Here is a 17,795-nt window from a genome sequence, read left to right on the forward strand (position 1 = left end):
CCAGCGCCTGCTCGACCACCGTCTGCGCCTGGCGCAGGTCCAGTTCCGAGCCGGTGCCGTTGTCGAACTGCAGCTTGGTCAGGTTGTACGAATCCTGGGCCGTCTTCAGCGTGTCCTCGGTGACCTTGAGCAGGTCGTCCGTGGACTGCAGCGTCAGGTACTGGTCCGCCACCTGCGAGATCAGCGAGATCTCCGCCGCCTTGCGGGCCTGGGCCGTCGACAGGTATTGCGCCAGAGCCTGGTCCTTCAGGCTCTGGATCCGGCCGAACAGGTCCAGCTCCCACGAGGCGGAGAGGCCGACGTTGTAGTCACGCGAGATGAACGGCGAGCCCGTGTTCGACACACCGGCCGGCAGCCGCTGCGTATTGCCGGTGCCGGTACCGTCGAGCGTCGGGAACAGCCCCGCACGCGTGATCTGGTACTGCGCGCGCGCCGCCTCGATGTTGAGCACCGAGACGCGCAGATCGCGATTGTTCTTCAGCGCGATCTCGATCAGCGCCTGCAGGCGCGGATCGGCGAAGAAATTGCGCCAGCCGATGTCGGCGGCGGCCTGGCCACTGGCGCTGCGCGCGCCGTCCGCGCCCGGCTGCGTCGCGTAGACGCCATCGGACGGGAAGCTGCCCGACACGGGTGCGGCGGGGCGCTGGTAATGCGGCGCCATCGTGCAGCCCGTGGCGACCAGCGCGAAGGCCATTGCAGACAAAACGAATTTACGCATGATGATCAATGTCCCTGGTTGCCGTCGCCATCGGTGCGATGCGCGTGTTCCTGCGCGAGACGCAGCGCCTCGTCGGCATCTTCCTTCTCGCCGCCGAAGATCGCGCGCACCTTCACGAAGAACATCGGGATCATGAAGATCGCGAGGAAGGTCGCGGTCAGCATCCCGCCGATCACGCCGGTACCGATCGCGTGCTGGCTGGCCGAACCCGCGCCGTTGCTGATCGCCAGCGGCAGCACGCCGAGAATGAAGGCCAGCGAGGTCATCAGGATCGGGCGCAGCCGCAGCCGTGCCGCCTCCAATGCCGCCTCGACCGGCCCCATCTTCTCCCCGACCTGCAGCTCACGCGCGAATTCCACGATCAGGATCGCGTTCTTCGCCGACAGGCCCACCGTGGTCAGCAGGCCGACCTGGAAGAACACGTCGTTCTCGAGGCCACGCAGCGTCGAGGCCAGCAGCGCGCCGATCACGCCGAGCGGCACCACCATGATCACCGAGAACGGGATCGACCAGCTTTCATACAGCGCCGCCAGACACAGGAACACCACCAGGATCGAGATCGCGTAGAGGATCGGCGCCTGCGAGCCCGACTGGATTTCCTGGAACGACAGGCCCGTCCACGAATAGCCGATGCCGGTCGGCAATTGCGCCGCGAGACGCTGCATGGCCGCCATCGCCTGGCCGGTCGAGTTGCCGGTCGAGGCCTGGCCCTGGATTTCCACCGCCGAGATGCCGTTGTAGCGCTCCAGCTTCGGCGAACCATAGGTCCAGTGGCCGGTGGCAAACGCGCTGAACGGCACCATCCCGCCCGCGCTGTTGCGCACGTACCAGATGCCCAGGTCTTCCGGCGTGACGCGGAACGGCGAATCCGCCTGCACGTACACCTTCTTGATACGACCGTCGGTATCGAGGAAGTTGTTGACGTACTGCGAGGCCCAGGCGATCGAGAAGGTCTGGTCGATCGCGGCAGCCGTCACGCCGAGCGCGTTGGCCTTCTCGCGATCGATGTCGACCTTGTACTGCGGCGTGTCGTTCAGGCCGTTCGGACGCACCAGCGCGAGCGTCGGATCCTTGGCGGCCATGCCGAGCAGCTGGTTGCGCGCCGCCATCAGCGCATCGTGGCCGAGGCCGCCGTTGTCGGTCAGCTCGAAATCGAAACCGGCGGCGGTGCCCAGCTCGGGAATCGACGGCGGATTGAACGGAATCACGATGCCGTCCTTGTAGCCGGCATAGTGCCCGAAGGTCCGCTTGATCAGCGCCTGCACCTTGCGATCGGCGGCGCGGCGCTCCTCGAAGGGCCTGAGCTTGACGAACACCAGGCCGGCGTTCTGCCCGCGGCCGGCGAAGCTGAAGCCGTTCACGGTGAACACCGAGTCGACCACGTTCTTCTCTTCCTTGGCCATGTAGTCCGTGATGTCGGCCAGCGTGCGCGCGGTGGTCTCCTGGGTGGAGCCCGACGGCGTCTGGACGATCATGAACATGTAGCCCTGGTCCTCATCCGGCAGGAAGGACTTCGGCAGGCGCACGAACAGGAAACCGACGCCGACGATCACCGCGAGGTAGATCACCAGCCAGCGGCCCGAGCGCTTGATCACGTGGTGCACGCCCACGTGGTACTTCTCGCGGCTCTTGTCGAAGTTGCGGTTGAACCAGCCGAAGAAACCCTTCTTCTCCTCGTGGTGACCCTTCTCGATCGGCTTGAGGATGGTCGCGCAGAGCGCCGGAGTCAGGATCAGCGCCACCAGCACCGACAGCACCATCGCCGAGACGATGGTCAGCGAGAACTGGCGGTAGATCGCGCCCACCGAGCCGCCCGAGAAGGCCACCGGCACGAACACCGCCGACAGCACCAGGGCCACGCCCACCAGCGCGCTGGTGATCTGGCCCATCGCCTTCTTGGTCGCTTCCTTCGGCGGCAGGCCTTCCTCGACCATCACCCGCTCGACGTTCTCGACCACCACGATCGCATCGTCCACCAGCAGGCCGATCGCCAGCACCAGGCCGAACATCGACAGCGTGTTGATCGTGAACCCGGCCAGGCCCATGATCGCGAAGGTACCGAGCAGCACCACCGGCACCGCGATGGTCGGGATCAGGGTGGCGCGCAGGTTCTGGAGGAACAGGTACATCACCAGGAACACCAGCACGATGCCTTCCAGCAGCGTCTTGACCACTTCCTCGATCGACAGGCGCACGAACGGCGTCGTGTCATACGGGTAATGCACCACCATGCCGTGCGGGAAGTACTTCGAGAGCTCCTTCACCTTGGCCTTGATCGCATCCGCCGTGGCCAGCGCGTTGGCGCCCGTGGCGAGCTGGATACCCAGGCCGGCGGTCGGCTGGCCCATGTACTTGGTGTCGAAGTTGTAGTTCTCCGCGCCCAGGCCGATCTGCGCGACATCCTTCAGGCGCACCTGCGAGCCATCCTGGTTCACCTTCAGCAGGATGTTGCCGAACTGCTCCGGCGTCTGCAGCAGGGTCTGCTCGGTGATGGTCGCCTGCAGCACCGTGCCGGCCTTGGCCGGCGTGCCGCCGATCTGGCCGCCCGCGATCTGCACGTTCTGCGCGGAGATCGCGTTCGAGACGTCGGCCGGGGTCAGGCTGAAGTTGTTCAGCTTGTTCGGGTCGAGCCAGATCCGCATCGCGTACTGCGAGCCGAGCAGCAGGGTCTGGCCGACGCCGTTCAGGCGGCTGATCGGGTCGAGCACGTGCGACGCGACGTAGTTCGTCAAGTCGTTGCGGCCCATGCTGCCGTCTTCGGAGTTGAACGCGATCCAGAGCAGGTAGCTGCTGCTGGACTTGGTCACCTTCAGGCCGAGCTGCTGCACCACCTGCGGCAGGATCGGCGTGGCCAGCGACAGCTTGTTCTGCACCTGCACCTGGGCGATGTCGGGATTGGTGCCCGGCGCGAACGAGATGGTGATCGTCGCGTTGCCCGAATCGTCGCTGGTCGACGACATGTACAGGAAGTTGTCGAGGCCGCTCATCTGCTGCTCGATCACCTGGGTGACCGTGTCCTCGACCGTCTTCGCCGAAGCGCCCGGATAGTTGGCCGTGATCTGCACCGCGGGCGGCGCGATCGTCGGGTACTGCGAAATCGGCAGCGTGAAGATCGAGGCGACGCCGACCAGCATCAGCACGATCGCGATCACCCACGCGAAGATTGGCCGATCAATAAAGAATTTTGCCATTTAGGACCCCTGGTTACTTCGCTGCGGACGCGCCCGATGCGGAAGCTGCGGAATCGGACGCGCCGGATGCCGGGGCGGACGCGGCCGGTGCCTGCGAGGCACCCGCGTCCGGCGCGGCGTTCGGATCGGGCGGCAGTTGCGCCGCCACCGGCTTGACCGTCATGCCCGGCTGGACCTTGCCCACGCCCTGCACGATCACGCGGTCGCCCGACTGCAGGCCGCCCTCGACGATCCAATCCTGGCCGTAGGTGCCCGAGGTCTGCAGCACGCGCGGCGCGATCTTGTTGTCCTGGCCGACCACCAGCGCGGTCGCCTGGCCCTTCGGATCGTGCTGGATGCCGACCTGCGGCACCAGGAAGGCGTTGTCGTTGCTGCCTTCGTCGATGCGCGCGCGCACGAACATGCCCGGCAGCAGCACGTGGTTCGGGTTCGGGAACAGCGCGCGGATCGTCACCGAGCCGGTGGTCTGGTCGACCGTCACGTCGGTGAACTGCAGCTTGCCCTCGAGCGGGTAGGTCTTGCCGTCTTCCAGCACCAGCTTGACCTTGGCCGCGTTCGGACCGGTCGTCTTGATGCGCCCGCTCTGGATGTCCTGGCGCAGCTTGAGGCCGTCCAGGCTCGATTGCGTGAGGTCGACGTACATCGGGTCGAGCTGCTGCAGGGTCGACATCAGCGTTGCCTGGCTGGCCTGCACGTAGGCGCCCGGCGTGACCTGCGAGATGCCGATGCGGCCCGTGATGGGCGAGAGCACGTCGGTGTAGCCGAGGTTGATCTGCGCGGTGTCGACCGCCGCCTTGCCCGAGGCCACGTCGGCCGCGGCCTGGCCGGCCGAGGCCACGGCGTTGTCGTAGTCCTGCTTGCTGACCGCGTTCGAGGCCACCAGCACCTTGAAGCGCGCCGCCTGCGCGTTGGTCGAGGCGAGGTTCGCCTCGGCGCGCGCGAGCGTGGCCTTGGCGCTGTTCAGCGCGGCGATATAGGGCGCCGGGTCGATCTTGTACAGGCGCTGGCCCGCCTTGACGTCGGTGCCTTCGGTGAATTCGCGACGCAGCACGATGCCGTCCACCCGTGCGCGCACCTGGGCGACCAGGAAGGCATTGGTGCGGCCCGGCAGCTCGGTGACGACCGGCACCGATTGCGGCTGGACCGTCACGACGCCGACTTCCGGCACCGACGGCGGCGGCGCCGCGTTCTGCTTTCCGCAGGCGGCGAGCAGCGCGGCGGCTGCCGCGACAGGAATAATGCGATAAGAAACCCGTTCGACGCGCATGGAGCGACCTCTATAAGAATCAACGAAACGACACCGGGCCGGCGATGCAATGCCGGGTCCGATGGCAAACGCGGGGACGACAGACGCCTGCAGCCGCGATGACGGCAAAGGCCCGCGTCACGCCGGCCGTCCGCCACCCCGCACCGGCGGTGACGGCAAGACGACGCGACGACGACATCCGCGATGTGGCGCAAGCACACGTCGCGGACATAAAAACTTCATGAGAAACCGGGGAGCCCGGCCCGACCTCGCAGCGGAATGCGTCATCCCGCAGCGGCCTCAACTGGCGTTCTGCCGAATCGCGACGAGCGGTTTGCCCTGGATCCGGACTCGCCAAACTGATGGGCGGTGCGGGAAACTATCACAAACAAAGAATTGCTGCGTTGAACAAAACGCAAAAATCAATTGCCCGCGCCGACGCCGCCGACAGCGGCCGCCCCGCTCGCCATGCGCACCGCATCATGCTCGGCATGCACGCGGGCCGCCGCGGCTTGCAGATCCTCGACCCAGCGCGAGGGATTCTGGCGCGCCGGATTGAAACCGGCCTGTTCGTAGCGCGCCATTTCCTCCCGCACCTGCGCACGCGACAACACTGAATTGTCCTGGGCGAACGACACCGCGGGAACGACACATCCGGCCGCGACCAGGGCGGCTATCCATTTCGACTTCATGGTTTTTTCGACTCCAGAAAGCATCGGCTCGGCCGTCAGGACAGGTAAATGTCCGTGATGGCGTCAGCCAGGTCCGTCACGGCGGCCCGCGTCGTATCGCGAACCTGCCGCCCGGGGCCGGGAATGGCCCCCGTCTCCCGCGCCTTGCGGCGCTTGCTCCTGATCTGGACATCGCCGGTCCGTGGACCGCGATCTTGATGGTGAACGCTGCGTGGATCGGCGGCGCCCGATTGCGCCGCGCGCCGGCAGTCGCGTTCCGCTGCCGGGGAACCGCAATGTAACAGCCACGCCATTGTTTGATTAGCGGCCCACGCCGGCATGGCCTTATGAACGCCATTCATGAATCGGCTCGCCGCGCGAGCCCGACAAACCGCGCCGGCGCGGGCCGAAGCCAGGCCGCACGCGGATTTTCGGCCGGTGATAGGATGCGCCTTCTTTATCTCGTTTTGATGTCCGCGCTTGCGCGGCGGATTCGATGGCACGCGACAATTTCAGCGATCTCCTGGCCTTTCTCGCCGTCGCGCGCGAACGCAGCTTCACCAAGGCGGCCTCGCAGCTCGGCGTTTCGCAGTCGGCATTGAGCCACACCATCCGCGGGCTGGAGACGCGGCTCGGCGTGCGGCTGCTCACGCGCACCACGCGAAGCGTCGCCACCACCGAGGCCGGCGAGCGGCTGATGCAGGTGGCCGGGCCGCGCTTCGACGAGATCGAATCGGAGCTCAACGCGCTGTCCGAACTACGCGACAAGCCGGTCGGCCTGATCCGCATCACCGCCACCGACCACCCGGTCGAGACCATCCTCTGGCCGCGCCTGAAGCCGCTGCTGGCCGATTATCCCGGCCTCAAGATCGAGATGTCGATCGACTACAACCTGTCCGACATCGTGGCGCAGCGCTACGACATCGGCGTGCGCTTCGGCGACCAGGTGGCCAACGACATGATCGCGGTACGGATCGGCCCCGACGTGCGCATGATGATCGCCGGCTCGCCCGAATACTTCGCGCGCCACCCGGCGCCGAAATCCCCGCAGGACCTGCTCGATCATGCCTGCATCAACCTGCGGCTGCCCACGCGCGGCAGCCTCTACGCGTGGGAGCTCAGGAAGGGCAAGCACGACCTGCTGGTGCGCGTGGACGGGCAGCTGATCTTCAACAGCACGCCGCAGATGCTGGCCGCCGCGCTGGAAGGTTACGGACTGGTCTACCTGCCCGAGGACCAGCTGATGCCGCAGGTACGCGCCGGGCGTCTCAAGTGCGTGCTGAAGGAATGGGGCGCGACCTTCCCCGGCTACCACGCCTACTACCCGAGCCGCCGGCAATCGTCGCGGGCGCTGTCGCTGGTGATCGACGCCTTGCGGCATCGCGATTGAATCGAGGCGAGCGCCCGGCTGGCCTGAACGCCCGTCCCATCGCTTCGGGGCCCTGAAAGTTGCGCGCGCCGCCAAGGCGACGGCGCTTCGGGCTTCACGACATCGCTTCGGCCTTCGCGACCGCAATCGTCATGGTCTGTGGAATCGCCACGCCGTTCTTCACCGCGGTGATCTCGGCCAGGATCGAGACCGCGATCTCGGGCGGCGTGCGGCTGCCGATATAGAGGCCCGCCGGACCGTGCAATCGCGCAAGCTGCGCCGCATCCAGGTCGAATTGCGCGAGCCGCTCGCGCCGCGCCGCGTTGTTGCGCCGCGAGCCCAGCGCGCCGACGTAGAAGGCCGGCGTCTTGAGCGCCTCCATCAGCGCGAGATCGTCGAGCTTGGGATCGTGGGTCAGCGCGATCACGGCCGAGCGCGCGTCGAGCCGCATCGCCAGCACGGTGTCGTCGGGCATGGTCCGCACCACGCGCACGCCGGGCACGTCCCAGGTATCGACATGCTCCTCGCGCGGATCGCAGACCGTCACCTGGTAGTCGAGGCCGGTGGCGATCCGGCACAGGTAGCGCGACAGTTGCCCCGCGCCGATCACCAGCAGCCGGTAGCGCGGGCCGTGCACGGTGCGCAGGTGCGCACCGTTGAACACCAGGCCGTCGGCCGGCGTCGCCTCGTCGAGCGTGGCCTCGCCGCTGGCCAGCGACAGCGTGCGCGCCACCAGCCGGCCCGCGTCGATCGCCTCGCAGAGTTCGGCGATGCCGCTGGCCGGCGTCAGCGGCTCCAGCACCAGCTCGAGCGTGCCGCCGCAGGGCAGGCCGAAGCGATGCGCCTCGTCGGCGCTGATGCCGTAGCGGATCGTCTCCGGGCGCGCATCGGGAGCGATGCCGGCCTCGCGCACGCGCGCCACCAGGTCGTCCTCGATGCAGCCGCCCGATACCGAGCCGACCGCGAGCCCGTCGTCGCGCAGCGCGAGCAGCGCGCCGACCGGTCGCGGCGACGATCCCCACGTGCGCACCACCGTCGCCAGCAGCACGCGCCGGCCAGCCGCGAGCCAGCGGGTGCTGGTGCGCAGCACGTCGAGATCGACGCTGTCCATCAGTGCCCTCCCGCCGTCGCGGCGCGCAGCTTGGCCACCTCGTCGGCCGTCACGGCCGGCGCGTTGTTGTTCCAGCCCGCGCGGATGAAGGTCAGCACGTCGGCGATCTGCTTGTCGTCGAGCTGGTCGGCGAACTGCGGCATCGGATAGGCGGCCGGGATGCCGGCGATCACCAGGTCGCCCGTGCCGTTCAGCGTCACGTTGATCAGCGAGGCCGGGTTGTGCTCGAGCAGGTTCGGGTTGCCGGCCAGCGGCGCGAGCAGCGGGGCGAAGGCCTTGCCGTCGGTGCCGTGGCAATGCATGCAGTAGGCCGCGTAGACCGCCGCGCCCGGGTCACCCGCCGGCCGCTTGAGCGCGGCCACGGTGCGCTGCGGATCGTAGCGATACGGCGGCGCGCCGGTGCCGCCCGCCGCCGGCAGCGATTTCAGGTAGCGCGAGATCGCCCCCAGGTCCTCGTCGCTGAGGTACTGCGTGCTGTGGTTGATCACGTCGGTCATCGCGCCGAAGGCGCTGGCGTGCGCGTTGGCCCCGGTCTTCAGGAACTGCGTGAGCTCGGCCTCGCTCCAGCGGCCCAGGCCGGTATTGCCCTCGCCGGTCAGGTTGGAGGCGAACCAGTTGTCGAGCACACCGCCCGTCAGGTACGCGCCGCCGCTCTCGTCGAGCGCCTTCTCCTGGAAGCCGACGCCGCGCGGCGTATGGCACGAGCCGCAATGGCCGAGCCCCTGCACCAGGTAGGCACCGCGATTCCAGGCGGCATCCTTGTCCGATTTCGACTGGTAGCGCGCGGTATCGAGGAACACCAGGTTCCAGAGCTTGAGCGGCCAGCGCATGTTGAGCGGCCAGGGGATGTCGGAGGCCTGGTTCGCCTGCGCGACGGGCGCCACGCCGTGCATGAAGTAGGCGTACATCGCGCGCACGTCGTCGTCGCTGACCTTGGCGTAGGACGGATACGGCATCGCCGGGTAGAGGTTGTGGCCGTCCTTGGCCACGCCCTCGCGCAGGGCGCGCGCGAAGTCGGCCTCGCTGTAGCCGCCGATGCCGTGGTTCGCGTCCGGCGTGATGTTGGTGGTGTAGATCGCCCCCATCGGCGTGGTCATCGTCAGGCCGCCCGCGAACGGCTTGCCGTGCGGCGCCGTATGGCAGGCGATGCAGTCGCCGGCGCGCGCCAGGTATTCGCCGCGCGCGACCAGGGCCGCGTCGGCATTGCCGGCGTTGGCTGGGGCATCGGCCGCCGCGGCGGCGCCGGCCCACAGACCCAGGCCGCCCAGCGCGGCGACGCCGAACAGGCGGCGCAATCGGTTCGAAATCCTCATTGCTGGCCTCCTCATGCCGTCTTCTGCTTCAGTTGATTGCCGACCGGCATCTGGTAGAGCCGTCGTCCCGTGGCCGCGTGGATCGCGTTCGACAGGGCCGCCGCGATCGCCGAGGTGCCCGGCTCGCCGATCCCTCCCGGCGCCTCCGCGCTCTTGACGATATGCACGTCGATGCGCGGCGTCTGGTTGATGCGCAGCATCCGGTAGTCGGTGAAGTTGCTCTGCTCGACGCGGCCGTCGCGGATCGTGATCTCGCCATAGAGCGCGGCCGTGATGCCGAAGATGATGCCGCCCTGGATCTGCGCCTCGACCGTGTCGGGATTGACCACCATCCCGCAATCGACCGCGCAGACCACGCGGTTCACGCGCACCTCGCCGTTCTCGACGCTCACGTCGGCGACCATGCTGAAGAAGCTGCCGAACGCGTGCAGCACCGATACGCCACGGCCCTGGCCGGCCGGCAGCGACTGCCCCCAGCCCGATTCGCGCGCGACGATGTCGAGCACGTTGCGCGCGCGCGGCGTCGGCTCCAGCAGCGAGCGGCGATAGGCGACCGGATCGGCCTTGGCGCGCACCGCGAGCTCGTCGACGAAGCTCTCGACCACGAAGGCGCTGCGCGTCGGGCCCACGCCGCGCCAGAAAGCGGTCGGCACGTGGCGCGGTTCCTGGCGCACGTATTCGATGCGCTGGTTGGGGATCGCGTAGGGCAGGTCCGAGGCCACCTCGACAGCGTCGGCATCGACGCCGTTCTTCAGCGAGCCGGGCACGAAGCGCGCCAGGATCGAGGAGCCGACGATGCGGTGCTGCCAGGCCACCGGCTTGCCGTTCGCGTCGACGCCGGCCGAGATGCGGTCGTAGTAATACGGCCGGTACATGTCGTGGCGGATGTCCTCCTCGCGCGTCCAGACCACCTTCACGGGCGCGTCCACCTGTTTGCCGACCTTCAGCGCCTGCACGATCATGTCGGTCTCGAGCCGCCGGCCGAAGCCGCCGCCGAGCAGGTGGTTGTGCAGCGTGATCTTGCTGGCGTCGAGCCCCGTCACGCGTTTCGCGGCCTCGATCGCGAAGCCGGGCACCTGGGTGCCGACCCAGATCTCGCAACTGTTGCCGGTCACCTGCACCGTGCAGTTGACCGGCTCCATGGTGGCGTGCGCGAGGAAGGGCTGCTGGTAGATCGAGTCGATGCGCGCGCCGGCCGTGCCGAAGGCCTTGGCGACGTCGCCGTCGTTGCGCGCCACGGCGCCCGGCTTCTCGGAGGCGCGCGCCAGATCGCCGACGATGTCGGCCATCGACACCTTCGCGCCATCGCCTTCGTGCCATTCGATCACCAGCGCCGAGGCGCCGCGCTTGGCGGCCCAGGTATGGTCGCCGACCACCGCCACCGCGTTGTCGAGACGCACCACCTGGCGCACGCCCGGCACGCGCCTGGCCGCGCTGTCGTCGACGCTGGCGACGGTGCCGCCGAACACGGGGCAGTTGACGATCGCCGCGTAGCGCATGCCCGGCAGGCGCACGTCGAGCCCGAACTGCGCGCTGCCGTCGACCTTCTCCGGCGAATCGAGCCGCTTCACGGGCTTGCCGATCAGGGTGAACTTGTCGGGCGTCTTCAGCGCGACCTGGCTCGGCACCGGCAGCCTGGCCGCCGCGTCGACCAGCGAGCCGTAAGGCGCCTGGCGGCCGCTCGCGGCGTGGTGCACGGCGCCGTTGGCGGCCGAGCACGAGGCCGGATCGACCTTCCACTGCTGCGCGGCGGCCGTCACCAGCAGGCTGCGCGCGGTCGCGCCGGCGCGCCGCATCGGCTCCCAGGCGTAGCGGATCGAGGTCGAGCCGCCCGTCAACTGGCCGCCGCCCAGCAGCGGATCGCCATAGGCCTTGGCGTCGGCCGGCGCGTGGTCGAGCACCACGCTGTCGAGCGGCACTTCCAGTTCCTCGGCGATCAGCATCGGGATCGAGGTATAGACGCCCTGCCCCATCTCGACCTTCGGCATCACCAGCGTGACCTGCCCGGCGCGATCGATCCGCACGAAGGCGTTCGGCGCGAACAGGCCGGCCGGCGCCTGGTCGGGCGCGTCTCCGCCGATCACGGATGGGCGGCCCGATTCGCCGGCGGCCGGCACCGCGAAGCCGAGCAGCAGGCCGCCACCGGCAGCGGCGCCCAGCGTGAAGCCCGCCTGCAAGAAGCGCCGGCGCGAGATGCCGGCGCTGCTGTCGGCCGCCTGCTCCGTCTTGCCGGAGGCGCGGCCCGCTTCGATGATTCCCTCGGACATGGTCAGGCCTCCTGAGCGGCCAGCTTGATCGCCGCGCGAATCCGGTTGTAGGTGCCGCAGCGGCAGATGTTACCGGCCATCGCCGCGTCGATGTCCGCGTCGTTCGGATGCGGGTTGGAGGCGAGCAGCGAGGCCGCCGCCATCACCTGGCCCGACTGGCAATAGCCGCACTGGACCACGTCGATCTTGCGCCAGGCCGCCTGGACCTTGGCGCCGGCCGGCGTCATGCCGACCGCCTCGATGGTGATGATGTTGCGGCCGGCCACGGCCGCCACCGGCAGCACGCAGGAACGCACGGCCTCGCCGTCGAGGTGCACCGTGCAGGCGCCGCATTGGGCGATGCCGCAGCCGAACTTGGTGCCGGTCAGGCCGACCAGGTCGCGCAGGACCCACAGCAGCGGCATGTCGTCGGGCGCGTCGACGGTATGCGACACGCCATTGATATTGAGGGTGGTCATCGAAAGCTCCCGGTTTGTGGGGTTGATTGTGCTTGGAGCGTGGAGCGGGTAAATCAGGCGTCGCAGTCGATCGGGTCGCGCTGCGGCGCGTCATCGGGTAAGGCGGGCGAGGCGCGCGGCTGGGTCAGCGTCGACAGCGCATGCGTCTCGAGTTCGAGCAGCGGCGGCACCACCGCGCGCAGGTAGTCGATGAAGGTGCGGACCTTGGCCTCGAGATGGCGCCGCGACGGATACAGCGCATGGATGCCGTGCGAGCGCAGGCGCCAGGCCGGCAGCACGCGCACCAGCGAGCCGTCGCGCAGGCCGTCGAGCGCGGTCGACAACGGCAGCGGCCCGATGCCCATGCCCGAGCGCAGCGCATCGGCCATCGCGTCGGCCACGTTGACGACGAAGGGCCATTGCCGACGCGGCGTGAACGATTCGGAGGACGCCATGCCCTCGAGCTGCCAGCTTCCGGCCGAGGCATTGGGCACCATCAACTGCAGGCACACATGATCGTGCAGGTCGTCGACCGTTGCGGGCGCATCCGAGCGGCGCAGATAGGCGGGCGAGGCGCACAGCACGCTGTAGGTGGTGCCGATGCGCTCGGCGATCAGCGCCGAATCGTCGAGCTGGCTGGCGACCACCACCGCGAGGTCGTAACCCTCGTCGACCAGGTCGGGCATGCGCTGTGCGAGCGTGAGGTCGATCGTGACCTCGGGATAGGTCTCGCGATAACGCGCCAGTCGCGGCAGCAGATAGTGCCGCCCGAAGCCGGAACTCGCGTGGACCCGCAGGCGACCGCTGGGGCAGCGAGCCGCGCCGGAAGCTTCGGCCTCCGCATGATCGACCAGCTCGAGGATCTCGCGGCAGTGCGCGGCGTAGCGCTCACCCGCCTCGGTCACGGCGATGCGGCGCGTGGTGCGATTCAGCAATCGCACCCGCAGCTGGGTTTCGAGAGACGAGATGGCGCGTGAGACCTGCGGTGTCGCGACATGCGCGGCCTGGGCGGCCTTGGTGAAACTGCCTGTCTCGACGACCTTCACGAACAGGCGCATGTTCTCGAGCGTGGGCATTCGATGTCGCTCCGATCAAGCCTGCCGATGCCCTCGCACCGGCGATGTCGCAAGGGGCTGCGACTCGACCGCCAATCATCGCACAGAGATTGATGAATGGTTTTCATAAGGGCATGCCGAAAATGGTCGAGCGCTATATCCATAAAAATCGTTCGCCCTTGACTGGCGAGGATTAGGCAAAACCGTTGCGCGCGCATCGAAACTCGTCTGTTGAGCAGTATGCATCGAAGACATGGAATTTCGCCAGTCGCGCGTTCCTTAGTCTTGCTCACAAAAAGATTTTTCCGGCGAAATTCGCCGGCGGGCGCGCTTCGGCTCGATACGCGATGGCGCAGTCTCGTCTATATTTGTCTTACCGAAGCGCTATATCCCTCTATGCATATCCAATCCAGCGGGCTTGCAATGAGGAAATACCGGCGCGGCGGGTGGTGCAGTTGCAGCCTTGCCGTTTGATTGCCTGAGAGCTGAAGGCGCCGCGATTCCAGCGGCGCCGGTGGGACGGACACATCGCCCGATGTCGTCCGCGTGTTGCCAGCCGCATCTTTCCACTCAGAAACAAGGATCCATTCATGACTCCAGCCAGCCCGAGATATCGATCGAGATTCGCGACGGCGCTTTTCGATCTGCTCAACCCCATACCGTATGGCCTGTTCGTCGGTACGCTGATCTTCGACATCCTCTACGCCAACACCGCCAATGTGCTTTGGGCAAAGAGCGCGGCCTGGCTCGTCACCATCGGGCTCGTGATCGCGATCATTCCGCGCCTTCTCAACCTCGGCCATGTGTGGTTCGCCTCGCGCCAGGCGGTGCTGCCCGTCGAGCGCCTCGACTTCTGGCTGAACCTGGTCGGCATCGTCGCGGCGATCCTCAATGCCTTCGTGCACAGCCGCGACGCCTATGCGATCGTGCCCGAGAACGTGATCCTCTCGGTGATCACGGTCGCGCTGCTCGGCATCGCGCAGTTGATGCTCGCCGGCAACAAGTTCGTCGTGAAGGGAGGCAGCCATGAATAAGCCGGTTTGGGGAGGCATCCTCACGATCGCCGTCGCGATGCTGTTCAGTGCCTGCAGCGAGAAGGCGAAGTACGATCCCGAGCACCAGGCCGGCTCGAATCCGCCGCTGCCGAGCGCGCAGAACTTCATGGTGCCGCCGATGCAGGTGCCCGAAGGCGTGGGCTGGAAGGACGGGCAGACGCCCAAGGTGGCGGCGGGGCTGAAGATCGAGAAAATCGCCTCGGGCCTCAAGCATCCGCGACAGGTCTATGTGCTGCCGAACCAGGATGTGCTGGTGGTCGAGTCGAGCAGCCCGAAGACGGAGCCCGTCACCACGCCGAAACAGTTGATCGCCGGGATGGTGACGAGCCGCTCGGGCAAGGGCGCCAAGGGCGGCAACCGGGTCACGCTGCTGCGCAAGAAGGCGAACGGCAGCGGCGAATGGGATCAGTACGTGCTCATCGACAAGCTCAATTCGCCGTTCGGCGTGCAGTTGATCGGCGATACGCTCTATGTCGCCGATACCGATGCGCTGCTGAAATTCCCGTATGCGACGGGCGAGACCAGGATCAGCGCGCCTCCTGTCGAACTGGCCGACCTGCCCAGCACCATCAACCATCACTGGACCAAGTCGCTGCTGGCGAGCCCGGATGGCAAGAAGCTCTATGTCGGCGTCGGCTCGAACAGCAATGTCGGCGAGAACGGGCTCGATGTCGAATATCGGCGCGCGGTGATCCTGGAGGTCGACGTCGCGTCGGGCGCGAGCCGCATCTACGCATCCGGCGTGCGCAATCCGACCGGCCTGCAATGGGAGCCGAAGACCGGCAAGCTGTGGGCGATTGCGAACGAGCGCGACGAAATCGGCGCCGACCTGGTGCCGGATTACCTGACCTCGATCCAGGACGGCGGCTTCTACGGCTGGCCCTACAGCTATTACGGGCAGCACGTCGACTCGCGCGTGAAGCAGCAGCGCCCGGACCTGGTCGCGAAAGCGATCAGCCCCGACTACGCGATCGGCTCGCACGTCGCCCCGCTCGGCTTGTGGTTCTATACCGGCAACAACCTGCCGGCCGAGTATCGTGGCGGCGCCTTCATCGGCGAGCACGGCAGTTGGGATCGCTCGCCGCTGAGCGGTTACGCGGTCGTCTACGTGCCCTTCGAGAACGGCAAGCCGAGCGGCGCGCCGAAGCCGGTGGTAACGGGCTTCGCGTCCGACGACGAAAAGCAGTTGTACGGCGCGCCGGTGGGCGTCACGCAGGATGGCGACGGCGGCTTGATCATCGCCGACGATGTCGGCGACGCGGTCTGGCGTGTGACGCGAGCAGGCAATTGAGGGATTGAGCGCTGGCACGATGCGATGGCGCGCGAGCAGTTGCGCGGCCATCGCATCCTTGCTGGCGAGTCGATCGAATCGTAACCGCGGTCAGGATCCCGGCCGATGCGAGTTGGCGAAGTCGACGATATGCCGAGCCACGCCCGACGGATCGTCCTCCATCAGGAAATGCCCGCAAGCGTCGAGCACGTTCAGCACCGCGCCCGGAATATCCGATTGCAGGCGATAGGCGTAGTCGAGTGGCTGCCATTCGTCCTGCGCGCCCCACAGGATCTGCACGGGCAAGGCGAGCTTCGGCAGCCGTTCGCCGAAATCCGCCGTGTAGCGGGAGTCGTAGTGAGCGACCTGGTTGCGATAGAACCCGCTCTGGCCGATCACGCCGCTGATCGGCTTCAGGTAGCACGCCAGCAATTCACCCGTCATGCGCGACTTGTCGTGCACTGCCATCTTCAATTGCCGTGTCATCAGCTCGCGATGACGCTCGGCATCGACTCGCGCGAAACGCTGGTAATCATCGCGGAACTCGCGCCAGGGCGGCGACGGCCAGGAATCGTAGCCCGGCGCATCGGCGATCGTCAGGGAGCGTAAGCGCTCGCCGGCGTTCATCGCATACAGCAGCGCGGCGACACCGCCGATATCGTGACCGACGAGATGCACCGCGTCGAGCGACCAATGCTCGAGCAGGCGCTGGAGCAAGCGTGCCTGCTCGGCCACCGACGTGTCCGCGTCGACCGGACATTCGGATTCACCGAAGCCAAGCAGGTCGAACCAGTGGACGCTGAACCCCGCCTCGCGACAGGCGGGAATCACGTTGCGCCAGACGATCGAATGCGCGGGCGTGCCATGGACCAGCACCAGGGGCGGCCCTTCGCCGACATGGCCGGTGGCAATTCGACGGCCGTCGATCAGGACATCGGCGCGGGCCAGGTTCCAGGGGGATGTCATCGTGGATCTCCTTGATTGGCAACTGTCGATCCAGTCTATGGAGGCCCTGCAAATGACGCCAATGACATCTACTATGAATAAATCGCAACTTTTGTCATGGATCCGTCGAGATGAGTGCTCCGAACCAGCGTCTGTCGATCGATACGCTACGGACCTTGCGCACGGTGGTGGATACCGGCAGCGCGACGGCCGCCGCGGATCGCCTGAACCTGAGCCAATCCGCCGTGAGCTGGAAGATCAAGCGCCTCGAGGCGCAGCTCGGCAGGACGCTGCTGCGCAGGGACGGGCGCCGGCTGGTCGCGACGGCCGATGGCGAGGCGCTGCTTGCCCACGCTCGCCGCATTCTCGACGCACATGACGATGCGCTCGCCTATTTCGCGCCGTCGAGGCTGAAGGGGCGTGTTCGTCTTGGTGTGCCGGAGCAGGTCGGGCTGGATCGGATCGCTCCCTTGCTCGCGGAGTTTTCGCGCCGACATCCGCGTACCACGGTGCAGCTCAGCGTGATGCAGAGCCCGGCGCTACGGGACGCGCTGGCGCAGGACACGCTCGATCTTGCCGTGCACCAGGATTATCTCGATCGCATCACCAGCGCTGATACGCCGCTTTGGCGGGAGTCGCTGCATTGGTGCACCTCGGCGGCCACACCGTTGGCAGTCGCCAAGTCGATTCCGCTGGTGACGTTCGGCACGGGATGCCATTACGGCTGGTTGGCCCAGGCGACCTTGCGCGAGGCCGGCATGGATCATCGCATCGTGGCGGAAACGCCATCGCTTGCCGGCATACAGAGCGCGATCGGATCGGGGCTCGGTTTCGGGATCCTGAACGACCGGGCGATCAGCAACGATGTGATGACGGCAGCTGAACTGGAGCGTCGCTTTCCGCTGCCGGACGTCGTCCACGCATTGAGATACGGGAAACGGGCGCGCGATGCCGCATTACGAGCACTGCACGAAGCGCTGCAGGGGATGTTGGGAAGTATTGCCGCTTGATTTTCTGGCGGCTGAAAAGACAAAACCCCCGCTGCCTTTTGGGCAACGGGGGTTGTCATGAAGGGAAGCCTGACGATTACCTACTTTCACACGGGCAATCCGCACTATCATCGGCGTGGAGTCGTTTCACGGTCCTG

15 protein-coding genes are annotated in these 17,795 nt (G+C 67.1%); 4 read left to right on the forward strand and 11 right to left on the reverse strand.

Annotation, left to right across the window (positions count from 1 at the left end):
- The 5 genes from F3J18_RS27990 to F3J18_RS28010 all read right to left on the reverse strand — a co-directional run.
- Positions 1-721 (reverse strand): TolC family protein (locus F3J18_RS27990; RefSeq protein WP_345891766.1); only part of this gene is annotated, 721 nt, incomplete at its 3' end.
- A 2-nt stretch (positions 722-723) separates the two neighbouring features.
- A complete protein-coding gene (locus F3J18_RS27995) occupies positions 724-3,909 on the reverse strand; it encodes an efflux RND transporter permease subunit (RefSeq protein WP_103693808.1) in 3,186 nt (1,061 codons plus the stop codon).
- 13 nt (positions 3,910-3,922) lie between these two features.
- A complete protein-coding gene (locus F3J18_RS28000) occupies positions 3,923-5,176 on the reverse strand; it encodes an efflux RND transporter periplasmic adaptor subunit (RefSeq protein WP_166915400.1) in 1,254 nt (417 codons plus the stop codon).
- Positions 5,177-5,577: 401 nt separating this feature from the next.
- Entirely contained in the window at positions 5,578-5,847 is a 270-nt protein-coding gene (locus F3J18_RS28005) for a DUF4148 domain-containing protein (RefSeq protein WP_036054581.1), read from the reverse strand.
- 35 nt (positions 5,848-5,882) lie between these two features.
- A complete protein-coding gene (locus tag F3J18_RS28010) occupies positions 5,883-6,188 on the reverse strand; it encodes a hypothetical protein (protein WP_166915402.1) in 306 nt (101 codons plus the stop codon).
- Positions 6,189-6,322: 134 nt separating this feature from the next.
- On the opposite strand from F3J18_RS28010, the gene F3J18_RS28015 reads away from it, so the two are divergent.
- Positions 6,323-7,216 carry a LysR family transcriptional regulator gene (locus F3J18_RS28015; RefSeq protein WP_013689283.1) on the forward strand — a complete coding sequence of 298 codons (894 nt, stop codon included), beginning with the start codon at positions 6,323-6,325 and terminating at the stop codon, positions 7,214-7,216.
- Positions 7,217-7,310: 94 nt separating this feature from the next.
- Here F3J18_RS28015 and F3J18_RS28020 read toward each other — a convergent pair whose 3' ends face one another.
- From F3J18_RS28020 to F3J18_RS28040, 5 genes are read right to left on the reverse strand one after another with little or no spacing between them, the layout of a single operon-like run.
- On the reverse strand, positions 7,311-8,306 hold the full coding sequence (locus F3J18_RS28020; RefSeq protein WP_166915404.1) for an XdhC family protein: 996 nt from the start codon (positions 8,304-8,306) through the stop codon (positions 7,311-7,313).
- Positions 8,306-9,634 carry a cytochrome c gene (locus F3J18_RS28025; RefSeq protein WP_166915406.1) on the reverse strand — a complete coding sequence of 443 codons (1,329 nt, stop codon included), beginning with the start codon at positions 9,632-9,634 and terminating at the stop codon, positions 8,306-8,308. Before F3J18_RS28025 ends, F3J18_RS28020 begins: the two co-directional genes overlap by 1 nt.
- A complete protein-coding gene (locus tag F3J18_RS28030; protein WP_166915408.1) occupies positions 9,631-11,886 on the reverse strand; it encodes a xanthine dehydrogenase family protein molybdopterin-binding subunit in 2,256 nt (751 codons plus the stop codon). The genes F3J18_RS28025 and F3J18_RS28030 overlap by 4 nt, the downstream gene beginning before the upstream one ends.
- 2 nt (positions 11,887-11,888) lie before the next feature.
- Positions 11,889-12,344: a (2Fe-2S)-binding protein gene (locus tag F3J18_RS28035; protein WP_166915410.1), complete on the reverse strand. Its 456-nt coding sequence runs from the start codon at positions 12,342-12,344 to the stop codon at positions 11,889-11,891.
- Positions 12,345-12,397: 53 nt separating this feature from the next.
- Positions 12,398-13,399: a LysR family transcriptional regulator gene (locus F3J18_RS28040; RefSeq protein WP_166915412.1), complete on the reverse strand. Its 1,002-nt coding sequence runs from the start codon at positions 13,397-13,399 to the stop codon at positions 12,398-12,400.
- A gap of 569 nt (positions 13,400-13,968) precedes the next feature.
- Between F3J18_RS28040 and F3J18_RS28045 the strand changes: the two genes are divergently transcribed.
- Positions 13,969-14,412 (forward strand): DUF2231 domain-containing protein, encoded by a 444-nt coding sequence (locus tag F3J18_RS28045; protein WP_025101974.1) that lies wholly within the window; start codon positions 13,969-13,971, stop codon positions 14,410-14,412.
- Entirely contained in the window at positions 14,405-15,724 is a 1,320-nt protein-coding gene (locus F3J18_RS28050; protein WP_025101975.1) for a sorbosone dehydrogenase family protein, read from the forward strand. Before F3J18_RS28045 ends, F3J18_RS28050 begins: the two co-directional genes overlap by 8 nt.
- 90 nt (positions 15,725-15,814) lie before the next feature.
- Here F3J18_RS28050 and F3J18_RS28055 read toward each other — a convergent pair whose 3' ends face one another.
- A complete protein-coding gene (locus tag F3J18_RS28055) occupies positions 15,815-16,669 on the reverse strand; it encodes an alpha/beta hydrolase (protein WP_166915414.1) in 855 nt (284 codons plus the stop codon).
- A 110-nt stretch (positions 16,670-16,779) separates the two neighbouring features.
- Here F3J18_RS28055 and F3J18_RS28060 point away from each other — a divergent pair, with 110 nt between their 5' ends.
- Positions 16,780-17,658 carry a LysR family transcriptional regulator gene (locus F3J18_RS28060; protein WP_166915415.1) on the forward strand — a complete coding sequence of 293 codons (879 nt, stop codon included), beginning with the start codon at positions 16,780-16,782 and terminating at the stop codon, positions 17,656-17,658.
- The last annotated feature ends 137 nt before the right edge of the window (positions 17,659-17,795 follow it).

The organism is Burkholderia sp. Ax-1720 (genome assembly GCF_011753035.1).
GTDB lineage: Bacteria > Pseudomonadota > Gammaproteobacteria > Burkholderiales > Burkholderiaceae > Burkholderia > Burkholderia gladioli.